Source organism: Streptomyces sp. NPDC002181 (assembly GCF_042890485.1).
Taxonomy (GTDB): Bacteria; Actinomycetota; Actinomycetes; order Streptomycetales; family Streptomycetaceae; genus Streptomyces.
In genome coordinates this window covers 1-15,669 of record NZ_JBIASC010000018.1, presented here as the reverse complement: position 1 = coordinate 15,669, position 15,669 = coordinate 1, and the positions used below count along the sequence as shown (strand labels likewise).

The following is a 15,669-nucleotide window of genomic DNA, read 5'->3' as shown; positions in this document are numbered from 1 at the left end:
CAAGATGTCCGTGACGTAATTGCTGGAGGTAATGGTTTGACAAAGATCCGGAGACCTGTGGACCCTTAAATGCATTCACGCGTGCAGCAGGTAGCCTGGCCGCCGTCGAGTTTCTTTCGGGATAGAGTCGGCCCCGATCGACATCGGCCGGTTCACCTACGTGATCGGGGTCGGCGTCGATTTGTTTCCGGCACGAGAAAAGGGGTGTACGTGCCCATCGCAAGCGAAGATCCGTGGTTGCGGCGCTTCCACCCGAAGCCGCGCGCCACGCGAAGGCTCGTCTGCTTTCCCCACGCCGGAGGGGGCGCGAGCTACTGGTACGGGCTGTCCCGGGCGGCCGGCCCGGACCTCGACGTGCTCGTGGTGCAGTACCCGGGGCGGGAGGACCGGCTCCTTGAGGAGCCCCTCGACGACCTGCACGCGGTGGCGGACGGCGCCTTCGAGGCCCTGCGGCCCAGGCTCGACGGCCACACCGCGTTCCTCGGGCACAGCATGGGAGCCATCGTCGCCTTCGAGGTCGCCCGCCGTGCCGAAGCCCAATCGGGCCCCTGCCTGTTGATCGCCTCCGCCTGCGAGGCGCCGTCCCGCGTGCGGCGCGACTGGGGCGAGGCGGACCGGGACGACGAGACGCTCTTCGCCGCACTCTCGGAGCTGGGCGGGACAGCCGCCGTCACGGACCCGGAGCTCCTCTCGATGATCATGCCCGCGGTCCGGGCCGACCTGCGGGCGGTCGAGCGGTACGCGTCCTCGCGGTCGGCGGTCGTGAACACACCGGTGGTGGCGCTGCTCGGCGAGCAGGACGCCCACGTCGACCGGGAGCAGGCCCACGACTGGGCGCACCACACCACGGCGGACTTCGCACTGCGCAGCCTGCCCGGAGGCCACTTCTATCCGACCGCGGACATCGGCCGGTTCGCGACGACGATCACGGACTGCATGGCCCGGTTCCAGGGGTGACCCGGGGCGGACCCGGAAACCGGTCGACTTCAGACACTGCACGAGCGCGCACGACGACGAACGACGCGCGGGAGCGCATCACATCGCCGTTCGGCGAACAGGGGGTACGGATGACACACGACATGGCGGTTGCTCTGCGGCTGCGCGGTCCGCTGGAGGAAGCGGCGCTGCGGGCCGCCCTCGAGGACGTGCTGGTGCGCCACGGAGCCACGGGCGCGTCCGAAACCGCCGCGACCGGGCCGGCGTGGACGTCGGCGGCGGTCGCGGAGGCCGACCTGCCGGCCGCACTGCGGGCCGAGACCGTCCGGCGGGAACCCGCCGACGGGTCCGAACCACCCCACCGGGCCTCGCTGTTCCGAACCGATGCCGACGAACACGTCCTGCTCGCCGTGGTGCGCCGGGACGCGGCGCACGGGTGGTCGCCGGACCGCCTGGTCGCCGACCTGGGAACGGCCTACCGGGCCCGGCTCGACGGCCACGCGCCCGAGTGGCCCGGTCGCCAGGCCCAGGACGGGCCCTCTTCCCGGGACGAGGACATCCGCCTCTCCCGGCACATCGACTTCTGGCGACAGGAGCTGGCCGGCCTGCCCGGGCAGCTGGAGCTGCCCACGGACCTCAAGCGGCCCGCCGTGCTGAGCCACGCCGGCGACGTCGTCGAGCATCCGCTCCCGGTCGAGGTGCGCGAAGGGCTCCCGGCCCTGGCCGAGGACACCGGCACCACACCGTTCATGGTGGTCCAGGCGGCCCTGGCCGCACTCCTGACCCGGCTCGGCGCGGGCACGGACGTCCCGATCGGCGCCGCGGCCCGGCCGGCCACGACCACCGGGCCGACGGACGCGTCCGGCTCCGGCCACGCCCACGCCCGCACCCACGGCTTCGGCTTCGGCTCCGGGGACGACCTGGTCGTCCTGCGCACCGACACCACCGGCAACCCCACCTTCCGCAGGCTGCTCGACCGGGTCCGGCAGACCGATCTCGCCGCCTTCGCGCACCAGGACGCCCCGTTCGGGCAGGTCGTCGAGGCAGTCGGCGGGCCCGCCCGCACCCGCTCCGAACACCCGCTGTTCCAGGTGTTCCTGGACGTGCCCGCCGGCCCGGTCCTCGACTTCGGCATCGCAGGCGGCATCGCAGGCGACATCGACATCGACTTCGGCGCGGTGACGGTCGAGGCCGAGCCCGTGGACGCCGTGGCCACCCGCCCCGACCTCGCCTTCCACGTACGCGAGCAGCGCGAGGCACCGGGGACCGCGGCCGGCCTGTCGCTCCGGCTCGACTACGCCACGGACCTGTTCGACCGCGCCGGCGCCGAGGCGCTGACGGCCCGTCTCGCGCGCGTCCTGGGGGCCGCCGTGAGCGACCCGGACCAGCGGATCGCCGACCTCGACGTGCTCGATCCCGAGGAACGCGAGCGGATCCTGTACACCTGGAACGAGACCTCTCGGCCCGCGCGGCTGCCGGGCTCCCTCCAGGAGGCCTTCGCCGCCCAGGCGCGCCGGACGCCCGAAGCCGTCGCCGTCAGCGCGGGCTCCCGTGCCCTGACCTACGCGCAGCTCGACGCCCGCGCCAACCGCCTCGCGCACCGCCTGATCGGCCACGGTGTGGGCCCGGGGACCTGCGTCGCGATCCTCCAGCAGCGGTCCGTCGACCTCGTCGTCTCCATTCTCGCGATCGTCAAGGCGGGCGGCACCTATGTGCCCCTGCACACCGGCTACTCCCCGGCGTGGATGGAGCTCGCCGTCCGGGAAACCGGCTCCACGGTGATCCTCACCGACCGCGCGATGGGCCGGCCGGCCTTCGACCACCCGGCGGTGGTCGTGGTCGTCGACGACCACGACGAACCGTTCGGCACGGAAACGGAGACCGATCCGGCCGTACCCGGACTGCCGGAGCAGCTCGCGTACGTGATGTACACCTCCGGCTCCACCGGTGTGCCCAAGGGCGTCGCGATCACCCACGGCGACGTACTGGACCTCGCCGCCGACGAGTGCTGGCACCCCGACGCCGGCCCGTGCAGCGCCGAACGCGTGCTGCTGCACTCCCCGTACGCGTTCGACCCCTCCACCTTCGAGGTGTGGGCCCCGCTGCTGAACGGCCACCAGATCGTCGTCGCGCCCGCGGGCGACCTCGACACCCGTGAACTGGAGAAGGTTCTGGTCGAGGGCCGGGTCACCGGCGCCCTCATCACAGCCGGGCTCTTCCGGCTGATGGCGGAGGAGGCGCCGCACGCCTTCGCCGGACTGCGCGAGGTGTGGACCGGCGGCGACGTCGTCTCGCCGACCGCAGTGCAGCGCGTCCTCGACGCCTGCCCGGACACCACCGTCACCGCCATCTACGGGCCCACCGAGATCACCCTGTGCTGCACGAAGTACCGGATGAAGCACCCGCACCGCGTCGAAGAGACCGTGGTGATGGGCGCGCCCATGGACAACACCCGCGCCTACGTCCTCGACGAGCACCTGAACCCCGTCCCGCCCGGCGTTCCCGGTGAGCTGTACATCGCCGGCAGCGGGCTCGCGCGCGGTTACGTCGACCGGGCGCCGCTGACCGCCGAGCGTTTCGTCGCCGACCCGTTCGGGCCCGCGGGCGAGCGCATGTACCGCACCGGCGACCTCGTGCGCTGGACTCCGGAGGGCAACCTCCTCTTCATCGGCCGGGCCGACGGCCAGGTCAAGATCCGCGGCTTCCGCGTCGAGCCCGGAGAGGTCGAGGCCGCCCTGGTGCGCCATCCACACCTCGCGCAGGCCACCGTCGGCGTCCGCCCCGACCCGCTCGGCGACAAGCGACTGGTGGCCTGGGTGGTCCCGGCCGACGGCGAGGACGTGCGCGTCGACGCCCTGCGCGAGCACGTGGCGGGGCTGCTGCCGGCGTACATGGTGCCGACGTTCGTCGTCGTTCCCGCCCTGCCGCTCACACCCAACGCCAAGGTCGACCGCAACGCCCTGCCCGACCCCGACTTCACGCCCCGGACCGACAGCCGGCCCGCCCGCACCGCGCACGAGGAGGTCCTCTGCCGACTGGCGGCGGACATCCTCTGCCTGCCCCAGGTCGGCCCGGACGACGACTTCTTCGCCCTGGGCGGGCACTCCCTGCTCGCGACCCGTCTGGTCAACCGGATCCGCACGGCCCTCGACCGCGACCTCGGCATCGAGACGCTGTTCGCCGCCCCGACGATGGCCGCCCTGGCGGAACACATCGGGTCGCCGGCCACCGAGGCCCGGACGGCGCTCTCGCCCCGCGACGGACGCGGTGACGAGCCCCTGTCGGCCGCCCAGCACCGGCTGTGGTTCCTGGACCGGCTGGACGGCGCGAGCCCGGCGTACAACATCCCGCTGGCGGTCCGGCTCTCCGGCCCGCTGGACGTGCCGGCCCTGCGAGCAGCCCTGGACGACGTGGTCGAGCGGCACGAGAGCCTGCGCACCGTCGTGCGCGAGACCGGAGGCGAGCCGGTGCAGCGGATCCTCCGCGCCGACGCCGTCCCCTGCGTCCTGGGCGACGTACTGGACATCGATCCCGCGGACGCCGGGGCCGCCGCCGAGAGGGCGGCGCGAGCCCCCTTCGACCTGGTGACGGACCTTCCCATCCGGGCGACCCTGTTCCGGACGGCCCCGCAGGAGCACCTGCTCGTGATCGCCCTGCACCACCTCGCGGGCGACGGCTGGTCCCTCATCCCGCTCTGCGAAGACCTCGGCACCGCCTACGCCGCGCGCATCACCGGTGCTCGCCCCGGCTGGGAGCAACTGCGCGTGCAGTACGCCGACTACACCGCCTGGCAGCGCCGACTGCTCGGCGACGAGAGCGACCCGGACAGCGTCGCCGGGCGGCAGCTCGCCTTCTGGCGCACGGCCCTCGACGGCATACCCCAGCAGCTCAACCTGCCCGGCGAGCCCGCCCCGGCCACCGCCGGTCCCGCCACGGACGAGGCCCGGCTCCACGAGCACCGGTTCGACGGCCCGCTGCACGCGCGGCTGGTCACGCTCGCACAGGAGAACCGCGCCACCCTCTTCATGGTGGTCCAGGCCGCCCTCGCGGCCGTCCTCACCAAGCTCGGCGCCGGCACCGACATCCCCCTCGGCGCACCCGTCTCCGGCCGCGCCGACGAATCCCTCGACCCGCTCGTGGGCTTCTTCGTCAACACACTGGTGCTGCGCACCGACACCTCGGGCGATCCGACCTTCCGGGAACTCCTCGGCCGGGTCCGCACCGCCGACCTCGCCGCGTACGCCCACCAGGACGTCCCCTTCGACCGGGTCGTCCACCAGCTCGACCCCGACCGGGCCGACGGGCGTACCCCGCTCTTCCAGGTGGCCCTCGCCTTCGACAACATCACCGGCCTCGGTCTGTCCCTGCCCGGCCTGCACGCCGAGGGACACGTGGTGGCCACCGGCCGGCCCAAGTGCGACCTCTGGCTGGGCATCGGCGAGACCCACGACGAGCAGGGCACGGCCGCCGGCATGAGCCTGGTCGCCGAGTACGCCGCGGCCCGGCTCGACGCCGGCACGGTCACCGGTCTCGTCGAGCGCCTGGAACGGCTGCTCCGCGCGGCGGTCGACACCCCGGACCGGCCCCTCAGCCGCATCGAGGTGCTCGCCGCCGACGAGCGGGCCGCACTGCTGGCCACCGGCGACGGCACCCGCACCGGGCTGCCCTCCGGCACGGTCGTGGACCTGTTCGAGGCGCGCGCGGCCGAGCGGCCGCAGGCCACCGCCGTGGTCGCCGAGGACGCGGAACTGTCGTACGCCGAGCTGAACCGGCGGGCGAACAGGCTCGCCCACCTGCTCATCGCGCGCGGCCTCGGCCCCGAGGACGTCGTCGCCATGTGCCTGACCAGGTCCGCCGAGCAGATCGTCACCCTGCTCGCGATCTGGAAGGCGGGCGCCGCCTACCTCCCCCTGGACCCGGCCTACCCGGCAGCGCGCACCGCGTACATGCTCGGCGATACGCGGCCCGCCCTGCTCGTCGTCGACGAAGCGACGGCCCAGCTCGGCGAGGGAGGCGAGGTGCCGGTGCTGCGCCTCGGCTCAGCGGACACGGCCGCCCACCCGGCGACCGATCCCACCCCGGCCGAACGGCGCGCCCCGCTGCACGCCGACCACGCCGCGTACGTCATCTACACCTCCGGCTCGACCGGCCGCCCGAAGGGCGTGGTGGTCAGCCACCGCGGCATCCCGAACACCGCGGCAGCGGCCGTCCACCACCTCGGCATCACCCCGGACAGCCGCGTGCTGCAGTTCGCTTCGCTCAACTTCGACGCGTCCGTCTGGGACATCGCCGCCACCCTCACCGCGGGCGCCGCGCTCGTCCTCGGCCCCCGCGACCGGGCCGAACTCGGACTGCCGTTCGCGGAGTTCCTCACCCGCAACCGCGTCACGCACGCCACGCTCTCGCCCAGCCTGCTCAGCTCCCTGCCCGCCGACGCCGAGTCCGGCGGCGCGGGCGAGATGACGGTGGCGGTCGCCGGTGAGGCCTGCCCCGCCGACATCGCCGCCCGCTGGGCCCCCGGCCGCCGGATGCTGAACGCCTACGGCCCCACCGAGACCACGGTCTGCGCGACCGTCAGCGATCCGCTGACCGGCACCGGTACCCCGCCCATCGGCCGCCCCATCCAGAACGCCCGGGTGTACGTGCTCGACGCGCACCTGGCTCCGGTCCCCGTCGGCGTCGTCGGCGAGGTGTACGTCGCCGGCGCGGGCGTCGCCCGCGGCTATCTGGGCCGGCCCGGCCTCACCGCGGAGCGGTTCGTCGCCGACCCGTTCGGCGAGCCGGGAACCCGTATGTACCGCACCGGCGACCTGGCCCGATGGAGCGGAAGCGGCGACCTGCTGTTCGCCGGACGCGTCGACCACCAGGTCAAGATCCGCGGCTACCGGATCGAGCTGGGCGAGATCGCCGACCGGCTGAACCAGCACCCGGCCGTCAGCGACTCCTTCGTCAAGCTCCGGGAGGACGGCAGCGGCGAACCCCGGCTCGTCGCCTACGTCCTGGTCCCGGAATCCGGGACCGGTCCCGGCACCGGCACCGTCGACCCGGACGAGCTGCGCGCACTGGCCGCCGCCGCCCTGCCCGAGTACATGGTCCCCACCGCGTACGTGAGCCTGCGGGCCTGGCCGCTTTCGCCCAACGGCAAGCTCGACGAACGCGCCCTGCCCGCCCCGGCCCCCGACCGGCCGGCCGTCGGCCACGCGCCGCGCACGCCACGGGAAGAGGTGTTGTGCCGGCTCTTCGGCGAGTTCCTCGATCGTGACGACGTGGGCGTCGACGAGAGCTTCTTCGCCCTCGGCGGTCACTCGCTGATGGCGACCCGGCTCGTCGGCCGGATCCGCTCCGAGCTCAAGGTCGAGCTGTCCATGCGCACCTTGTTCGCCCACCCCACCGTCGCCGGCCTGGCCGAGCAGCTGGAGGGCGCGAAGGCGGCCGCCCCGCGGCCGCGGTCCCGGCGCGCCGCCGGCGGACGGCCCTGATCCGGAGCCCCACCCCCCCGGCCACCCCCACTGCCACACGCACGTTCCGCGGCGTCAGTCCCGCGCCGTCATGCAGAAGGAGCACTCCATGACCAACCCGTTCGAGGACGACAGCGCCTCCTACCTCGTCCTCGTGAACGACGAGGGCCAGCACTCACTGTGGCCCGAGGGCAACGCCGTCCCGGCCGGCTGGACGGTCGCCCTCGCGGCCGCGCCGCGCGCCGAATGCCTCGCCTACGTCGAGCGGTCCTGGTCCGACATGCGCCCGCTGAGCCTGGTCCGCGCGACCGGTGCCGGGACCGAGACCGCGGCGGACCGGCCGTGAACCCGGGCACGACGGGGGCCCCGGCCGCGCCCGGGGCCCCGGCGCCGGAACCCGTCACGGGAGGCCAGGGGCCCGACTTCGGCGATCCGGACCTGTACGCGACCACGGACCGGCACGCCATGTGGGGCACGCTCGCGGCGGAGGACCGCGTGGTGTGGACCGGCCCGGGATCCTCGCCGAGCGGCTTCTGGTCCGTCTTCTCGCACGCGGCGTGCGGCAAGGTGCTCGGCCCGCAGGCGCCCTTCACGTCCGAGTACGGGATGATGATCGGGTTCGACGCGGCACACCCCGACCGGGCCGGCGGCCGCATGATCGTGGTCTCCGACGGCGCCCGCCACACCCAACTGCGCCGCGTCATAGCGCCGTTCATGTCCCGCTCGCACTCGGCCTCGCTGTCCTCGTTCATCGAGACCGAGACCCGGGCCCTGATCGCGCTCGAACGCGACAACCCGGTCGTCGACGTGGCGGCCGCGATCGGCCCGCGCATCCCCGCCGCCGCCGTGTGCGAGATCCTCGGCGTCCCGCCCGAGGACCGCGAATACCTCGTCGAGCTCACCAACCACGCCTTCGGCGGGGCCGACGACAGCTTCGCGGACATGACACCGTCGGAGGCGCACGCGGAGATCCTCCTCTACTTCGACGAGCTCATCACCGAGCGCCGCGACGACCCGGGCGAGGACCTCATCAGCGCCCTGCTCGCCGACCCGGAACTCAGCCCTGACGACGTGCTCATGAACTGCGACAACGTGCTGATCGGAGGGAACGAGACCACCCGGCACGCGATCAGCGGAGCCTTCCACGCCGCCGCGAACGCGCCGGGCTTCCTGCCGGCGCTCGCCGCCGACCCGGACCTCATAGCGGTGGCCGTCGAGGAGGTCATACGGTGGACCTCGCCCGCGATGCACGTCCTGCGGGTCGCCACCGAAGAGGTGACGATCGGGAGCCACACGATCGAGAAGGGCGCCGCGGTCGCCGCCTGGCTGCCCGCCGCCAACCGCGACCCCCGCGTGTTCGACCGCCCCGGGGTCTTCGACCCCGCCCGCCGGCCCAACCGCCACCTCGGCTTCGGCGTCGGCACCCACCACTGCCTCGGCGCCGCCTTGGCCCGTGTGGAACTCGCCATCCTGCTGCGCGTGATGGCCGAGACCTTCGCCTCGGTCGAACTGGCCGCGGAACCGCGGTGGCTCCGATCCAACCTGGTACAGGGGTACCGGCGGTTGGACGTCGGCCTGTCCTGGCGGGAAGGCGCGGGCCCGGGGGAGCGGGCATGACGGCCGCGCGCACCGCCGCCGGCCCCTTCGCCAGCACGTCGTTTCGGTACCTGTTCGCCGGGCAGGCCATCTCCATGGCGGGCACCGCGATCGCGCCGGTCGCCCTCGCCCTCGGGATCATGGAGCAGTCGGGATCGCCCTCGACCCTGAGCGCTCTGCTCATCGCCCAGACCGTACCGACGCTCGCCCTGCTGCTGCTCGGAGGGGTCTGGGCGGACCGGCTGCCGCGCCGGCGCATCGTGGTCACCTGCCACCTCGTGAGCGCGGCGGCTCAGGCGGGCACCGGGTACATGCTCATCAGCGGGAAGTTCGACCTCTACGGCGCGGTCCTCCTCCAGGTGGCGTTCGGCATGGCGCGGGGGTTCTACTTCCCGGCCTCCACCGGCATGACCCAGGAGACCGTCGAAGAGCACCAGCTCCAGTCCGCCGTCGCCTACATGTCGATGACCCGCAGTCTTTCGCGCTCGCTGGGCCCGCTGGTCGCCGGCGGCCTGCTGCTGACCGTCGGCGGCGGCTGGGCGCTGGTGTTCGACGCCTTCAGCTACGTGGCGGCGGCCGTCCTGCTCGGCCGGATGCGCACCGGCTTCACGCGCACGGTCCCCGCGAACTCCGTCTGGCGCGACTTCGTCGACGGCTTCGACAGCGTCCGCAGCCGCGGCTGGATCTGGCAGACCATCGTGCTGTTCTGCGCCGCGAACGTCCTCCAGGCGAGCCTCCAGGTGCTGGGGCCGTCCACGCTGGGCCAAGACCACCACGGGGTCATGGCCTGGAGCGCGATCGTGGCGGCGATGGGCGCCGGAGCGGTCGTCGGCGACGTCGCGGCCACGCGTTGGCGTCCCGCCCGCCCGATGATCGCCGTGCGCGTCCTCTCCCTCCTCTTCGTGCCCCTTCCGCTCCTCATCGTCCTCGACCCACCCGTCTGGGTCCTGGTCGCGGCCGCCGCCCTCGGCGGTACCGCCTCGACGCTCGCCGACACGGTCTGGCTGGCCACGCTCCAGGTCAACCTCGACAAGGACGTGATCTCGCGCGTCAGCTCGTACGACTGGATGGGCTCCCAGGTGCTGCGCCCGGTCGGCCTCGCCGCCGCGGGCCTCTTCGCCGCCGACTCCGCCTCGCCCATGCTCGTCGCCCTGGCGGCGGTCCTGTTCCTCTGCGCCACGGCCAGCCTGGCGCCGTCAGGCGTCTGGCGGATCACGAACAACAGGGTGGAGGCGGAGGCGAGCGTGTCCTGAGGCGGCCCGGGAAGGGCACCGGGCCGGGCCGCCGTCGTCATCCGCGGTGGGCGGCCCTCAGCGGAACGCGGCGACGTTGCGGGCGGCCCAGTCGGCGAACGGGCGCGGAGCGCGACCGAGGATCCGCCGCACGTCCGGGGAGACGCGCAGTTCGGCCGGGCTCGGAGAACCGAGGATGTCCAGGGTGTCGTCGGCGAGTTCCGCCGGCAGGCTCCGGGTCATCGCGGTCTTGGCCTCGTCGCGGGTGAGTTCGTCGAACCGGACCGGCGACCCCAGGGCGTCGGCGATGGCCTCCGTCTGCCGGCGCGGCGTGATCACCTCGGGGCCGGTCAGTTCGTACACGCCTCCGGCGTGCCGGTCCTCCAGCAGGCAGGCCGCCGCGACTTCGGCGATGTCCGCAGGGTCGATGACCGGCACCCCGACATCGCCGAAGGGCGCGGCGACGACCCTGCGCGTGCGGACGGACTCGGCCCACCACAGGGCGTTGGAGGCGAAGCCGCCCGGCCGCAGGATGGCCCACTCCAGACCGGACTCCCGCAGCGCGTCCTCCACCGCCCGCACCGTGATCCGTGTCGTACCGAAGGGCCTTGTCGCCACGCCCTGCGAGGAGAGCAGGACGATCCGGCGGACTCCGCTCGCCGCGGCCCGGTCGATCACCTCGATCGGCTTGGCCCCGTCGGCGTGCAGTTCGCCGGACAGCAGCAGGAACAGCGACTTCGCCCCGGCCAGCGCGGGCTCGACGCCGGCCGGCTCGCTCAGGTCGGCCACCACGTGGCGGACACCGTCCGGTGCCGCTGCCGCGTGCCGCGACACTGCGGTCACCTGCCGGCCCGCCTCGGCCAGCACCCGCGTCAGCGGCCGTCCCACATTCCCGGTAGCCCCGGTCACCACGATCATGTTCAGCTCCTCGTTCGTTGTTCTCGACGACGATCACGCTAGGAGCCGGGCTTACTTTCAGTAAGGACGTACCTGAAGGTAAGCTCCTCACATGCTGGAAGGCGCGCAGTTCACACGGACCGAGCCGGGCGGGCGGTATGACGTGTTTCACACCGACTGCCCCGCGCGCAACATGGTCGACCACGTGACCAGCAGGTGGGGCATCTGGGTGCTGATCTCCCTGCGGGGTAACGACCTTCGGTTCTACGAACTGCGCGAAAGCATCCAGGGCATCAGCGAGAAGATGCTCTCCCAGACCCTGCGCGCGCTCGTGCAGGACGGCCTCGTCTGGCGGAAGGTCGAGCCGACGACGCCGCCTCAGGTCACCTACGGGCTGACCGAGTTCGGCCGGGACGTCGGCGAGCCGCTGACGGAGCTGTTCGATCGGATCACACGGCAACTGTCGCCGCGCAGCCCGAACTAGGGCAGGTCCAGCCAGAGTCCGCCCCTGACGTACAGGGCCGGCGACTTGGGTCCGGCGTCGCCGGCTCACCACCGACCCCGTGCCCCGGCGGATGATCCGCGGCAACCGTCGGTGCCCGGGGGAGAACGGGGGCCGGCCCGCCGCCGCCGTGGGGCGGGACGGGCCGGGGGCCGGGGGGCGTGGCCGGCCCCGGGTCAGGAGCCGAGCACGAGAGCCGTGGCGACCGCCGGGCCGAAGGCGCCGCCGAGCTGGTAGCAGAGGGCGAACAGGCCGATGGCGGTGGGGCGCTGGTGCTCGGGGGCGCCGGACGCGGCGTGCATCGAGAGGCAGGCGTTGGCGCCGGTGGCGGCGAAGACCCCGCCGACGGTGGCGGCCAGCAGGAGCGGGCCCCAGTCGGAGAAGGCCGCGGTGGCGGCGGCCAGCGCCCCGACGCCGATCAGGACGGCCAGTACGGCCGGGCGGCCCATCCGGGCCGAGGCCGCGGCGAGCAGCCAGGACAGTGCCGATCCGACGAGCAGCGCGACCAGTTGGCCGGCGCCCGCGGCGCCGGTGTCCCAGCCGGCCCGGTCACCGAGCAGCCGCGGTACCGCGAAGAGCAGCGTGAAGTACGAGCCCGACAGTACGAGCGCCAGCAGTCCCGAGGTCAGGAAGACCGGCGTGCGCAGCAGGGCGGCCGGGACGAACCCCTCGGGGCGGCGGCGGATGTGCAGGGCGAGCAGGACCGCGGCGACGAGGGCGGCCCCCAGTGCGGCCAACGGGGCGTGGGGGAAGGTGACCAGGGCGGTGGCCAGCACCGTCAGCAGGGCGGCGCCACGGCCGTCGAAGCGGTCGGACGAGGGCGTGATGGCCCCGGCGTACCGGAGTACCGCGGGCACGGCGAGCACCGCGACCACCGACACGGAGAGGGACAGCCGCCACGAGGCGGCGTGTGCGAGCTGTTCGCCGAGGAGCGGTCCGGCCGCCCCGAGCATGCCGAACCCGGCGCTGATGACTCCCATCCGGCGGGCCGTTCCCGCCAGGCTCATCGCCGCCGCGACCAGTCCCGCGCCGCCCGCGGCCTGGGCGGCCCGGCCGGCCAGGGTGAGCGGGAGCCAGGGGGAGGCCGCGACGAGGAGGGTGCCCCCGAGGACGAGCACGGAGGCGAGGCGCAGCACGGGCCGCAGGCCGGTGCGGCGCAGGAGTCCGGCGAGCAGGGGGGTGCCGACGGCCATGGCCCAGGCGAAGGCGGAGACGAGCCAGGACGCGGTGGAGGTGGACACCCCGAGCGAGCGGGCCATGTCCGGCAGGATCAGGACCGGGGCGTTGGCCCCGGCGGCGATGGGGGTGGCGAGCAGCGCGAGCCAGAAGGCGGGGACGGGTCCGCGGGCCGCTGGGCTGCCGGGGGTCGCCGGGACTACCGGTGTGCGGGTGGCGGACGTGCCGGTCCCGGCACGGATGCCGGTGTCTGTGCCTGCGGGCGCGGTGGTCATGGCGCCGCTCCAATCCATCTGAAGGTTAACAATCTCAACGTTGAAATAAAATCACCGGAAGCCCCTGAACGTCAAGTCTCTTAACGTTGAGGTATTCGGGTTATGCTGGATCCGGCACGAGCGAGTGATCGACACGGGCGGAGGTCCGATGAGTGACGCGGTGGATGTGATCGTCGGTCAGTGGGCGGCGCAGCGGCCCGATCTGACGGACGAGCTGTGGCCCATCGAGGTCCTGGCCCGGATCCAGAGGATGAACCGGATCATCGAGAAGCAGCTCAAGGCCTTCGTCGCCGAACGCGATCTGGAGGTCGGCGAGCTGGACATCCTGACGACGCTCCGGCGTTCGGGGCCGCCGTACACGCTCACCGCCGGAGCGCTCATCCCGGCCGCGATGGTCACCTCGGGGGCCATTACCAACCGCATCGACCGGATGGAGGCCAAGGGCCTGGTCGAGCGGGTCCGCGACGGCCAGGACCGCCGCTCGGTCCGCGTCCGCCTGACCGGCCAGGGCCGCGAGGTCGCCGAGAAGGTGATGGCGGAGCATCTGCAGCACTTCGCCTCCCTCCTCGCTCCCCTGGACCGCGACACCTGTGACGCGGTGGCCGCGGCGCTGCGTACCCTCCTGGAATCCCACGGGGACACCTCGACCGGCTAGGGCGCCGGGGGTGCTGTGTCAGGTCCGCCCGACACATTCGGCCACGCCGCGCCCGCACCACCTCTGATCTGTGACGAGCCGCTACGGGTGGGGGAGTTGGAGTTCCGGCCTCCGTGCGGCCGGCGTGCGCGGGCCGCTGGTCCCCTCGGTCCCTTCCACCCGATGTGGCCGGTTTCGCCCCTTCCGCGGACGCCCGGCGATGCTGCCGTGACGCCTTCTGCGCGGCCGTTCGGCTCACGGTGGGGCGGACTCCGAAAACCGGCGTGACGCGCCTATGTGAAACGGCGTTACCTCCAGTAAGTTACCGCCAGGTAAAGCCACTGCGGCTCGACGTACGGGGGAGTAATGAACCGGAGAACCACTGCTCTGTTGTCCACCGCCATCGTGACCGCCGTCGCCGCCGGCGTCGGCGCCGTCACGGCACCGACGGCGGCGGCCGCGCCCAACGCGGGCGGTGCGCGGGGGGCCGGAGCGGCGTCCGACCCGTTCTACCGCTACGAAGGCGGCAAGCCGCTGGCCTCGTACCGGCCGGGTGACGTTCTGAAGAAGCGCACCCTGAACTACCACGTGTTCGGGATCCCGACGCCGCTGAAGGCCGTCCAACTGCTCTACCGCACGACCGACGCCCAGGGCCGGCCCTCGGCGAACGTGACCACCGTGGTCCGCAGCCCCCACGGCGACGGCGGCAAGGCGGTGTCGTACCAGTCGTTCTACGACTCCCTCAGCCCGGAGGACGGCCCCTCCCGGGCCATCGCGGGTGACGTCTCCCTCGGCGGCGTCATCGCCAACGCCGAATCCGTCATCCTGGCACCGCTGTTGCTCAAGGGCTACGACCTGATCATCCCGGACACGGAAGGCCAGAACGCCGACTTCGCCGCCGGTCCGGAGTACGGAACGAACACGCTGGACTCGATCCGCGCCGCCGGCCGCACCCAGGAGACCGGCCTGCACGCGGGTACGAGGATCGGCCTGTTCGGCTACTCGGGCGGAGCCATCGCCACCAACTGGACGTCGGCCCTGGCCCCCGCGTACGCGCCCGAGGTGAACAGGCAGCTGGTCGGCTTCGCCGAGGGCGGACTGCTCGTCGCCCCCGCGCACAACCTCAAGTACGTCGACGGCGCGCTGGCCTGGAACGGAGTCATCCCGATGGCCGTCATCGGCGTCTCGCGCTCGTACGGCATCGACCTCACTCCGTACCTGAGCGCCAAGGGCCTGGCGATCGTCAACGAGCTCGAACACGGCTCGATCGTCGACGCGCTGGGGCGCCACCCGGGGATGACCTGGAAGGACATGGCGAAGCCGGAGTACAAGGACCCGAACTCCATCCCGGTCTTCGTCGAGGCGGTCAACAAGATCAATCTGGGCCAGGCCGCCACTCCGACCATCCCGGGGTTCATCGGGCAAGGCAACGCGGGCTGGCTGGAGGGAACGTTCAACACCCCGCCGGGCATCGGCACCGGCGACGGCGTCATGGTCGCCGGGGACGTACGGGCGCTGGCCCGGCAGTACTGCGCCAACGGCAACGGCTCCATCAAGTACGAGGAGTACGGCCTGCTGAGCCATGTCGGCGCCATGCCGTACTGGACGCCGCGCGCCATGGCCTGGCTGGACGACCGCTTCGCGGGCCGGACCGCACCCACCAGCTGCGGCAGGATCCCCGCGGGCAACTCACTGGAGCCGCAGAAGCCGACCGCCACGCCGTGAGGCGGCAGCCGGACCGTGCTTGGGCTGATCGTCAGTGACGATCAGCCCAACACCGCGTGGGAGCCAGTGGCGGAGTGCCTCATGTGCGGCGCGTGAAAGGAGCAACGTCGGCGGACCGACGTCGCGTTGGCCGGCCCGTCAGTTCTTGACCAGGAGGCCGCGGGTGCGCAGGACCCATCGTTCGGCCGGGCTGAAGATGAGGAGGTCGATGGCGATGCCGACGACGAGGATGAGGATG

Annotated in this window: 10 protein-coding genes and 1 pseudogene; 8 read left to right on the top strand and 3 right to left on the bottom strand. The window is 73.0% G+C overall.

Annotated features, from left to right (window positions below; genetic code table 11):
- Positions 1-210: 210 nt before the first annotated feature.
- From ACFYXV_RS31560 to ACFYXV_RS31540, 5 genes are all read left to right on the top strand, one after another.
- Positions 211-957: a thioesterase II family protein gene (locus ACFYXV_RS31560; protein WP_389384739.1), complete on the top strand. Its 747-nt coding sequence runs from the start codon at positions 211-213 to the stop codon at positions 955-957.
- Positions 958-1,079: 122 nt separating this feature from the next.
- Positions 1,080-7,415: an amino acid adenylation domain-containing protein gene (locus ACFYXV_RS31555; protein WP_389384738.1), complete on the top strand. Its 6,336-nt coding sequence runs from the start codon at positions 1,080-1,082 to the stop codon at positions 7,413-7,415.
- An 88-nt stretch (positions 7,416-7,503) separates the two neighbouring features.
- Positions 7,504-7,740: an MbtH family protein gene (locus ACFYXV_RS31550; RefSeq protein ID WP_385463352.1), complete on the top strand. Its 237-nt coding sequence runs from the start codon at positions 7,504-7,506 to the stop codon at positions 7,738-7,740.
- A complete protein-coding gene (locus ACFYXV_RS31545; RefSeq protein WP_385463349.1) occupies positions 7,737-9,011 on the top strand; it encodes a cytochrome P450 in 1,275 nt (424 codons plus the stop codon). Before ACFYXV_RS31550 ends, ACFYXV_RS31545 begins: the two co-directional genes overlap by 4 nt.
- Positions 9,008-10,243: an MFS transporter gene (locus ACFYXV_RS31540; RefSeq protein WP_389384737.1), complete on the top strand. Its 1,236-nt coding sequence runs from the start codon at positions 9,008-9,010 to the stop codon at positions 10,241-10,243. The genes ACFYXV_RS31545 and ACFYXV_RS31540 overlap by 4 nt, the downstream gene beginning before the upstream one ends.
- A gap of 57 nt (positions 10,244-10,300) precedes the next feature.
- Here ACFYXV_RS31540 and ACFYXV_RS31535 read toward each other — a convergent pair whose 3' ends face one another.
- Positions 10,301-11,140, bottom strand: coding sequence for an SDR family oxidoreductase (locus tag ACFYXV_RS31535; RefSeq protein ID WP_389384736.1), 840 nt, complete (start codon positions 11,138-11,140; stop codon positions 10,301-10,303).
- 91 nt (positions 11,141-11,231) lie between these two features.
- Here ACFYXV_RS31535 and ACFYXV_RS31530 point away from each other — a divergent pair, with 91 nt between their 5' ends.
- Complete coding sequence (locus tag ACFYXV_RS31530; protein ID WP_383346320.1) at positions 11,232-11,603, top strand: winged helix-turn-helix transcriptional regulator; 372 nt, start codon at positions 11,232-11,234, stop codon at positions 11,601-11,603.
- 194 nt (positions 11,604-11,797) lie between these two features.
- Here the strand turns inward: ACFYXV_RS31530 and ACFYXV_RS31525 are convergent, their stop codons facing one another.
- A complete protein-coding gene (locus tag ACFYXV_RS31525) occupies positions 11,798-13,072 on the bottom strand; it encodes an MFS transporter (protein WP_389384735.1) in 1,275 nt (424 codons plus the stop codon).
- Between the two features lie 148 nt (positions 13,073-13,220).
- On the opposite strand from ACFYXV_RS31525, the gene ACFYXV_RS31520 reads away from it, so the two are divergent.
- The gene (locus ACFYXV_RS31520) at positions 13,221-13,727 is read left to right on the top strand and encodes a MarR family winged helix-turn-helix transcriptional regulator (RefSeq protein WP_389384734.1); all 507 of its coding nucleotides are present in this window, start codon (positions 13,221-13,223) and stop codon (positions 13,725-13,727) included.
- A 345-nt stretch (positions 13,728-14,072) separates the two neighbouring features.
- Complete coding sequence (locus tag ACFYXV_RS31515; RefSeq protein ID WP_385463330.1) at positions 14,073-15,431, top strand: lipase family protein; 1,359 nt, start codon at positions 14,073-14,075, stop codon at positions 15,429-15,431.
- Positions 15,432-15,569: 138 nt separating this feature from the next.
- Here ACFYXV_RS31515 and ACFYXV_RS31510 read toward each other — a convergent pair.
- Positions 15,570-15,669, bottom strand: a pseudogene (locus ACFYXV_RS31510) (ABC transporter permease); the annotation flags it as partial.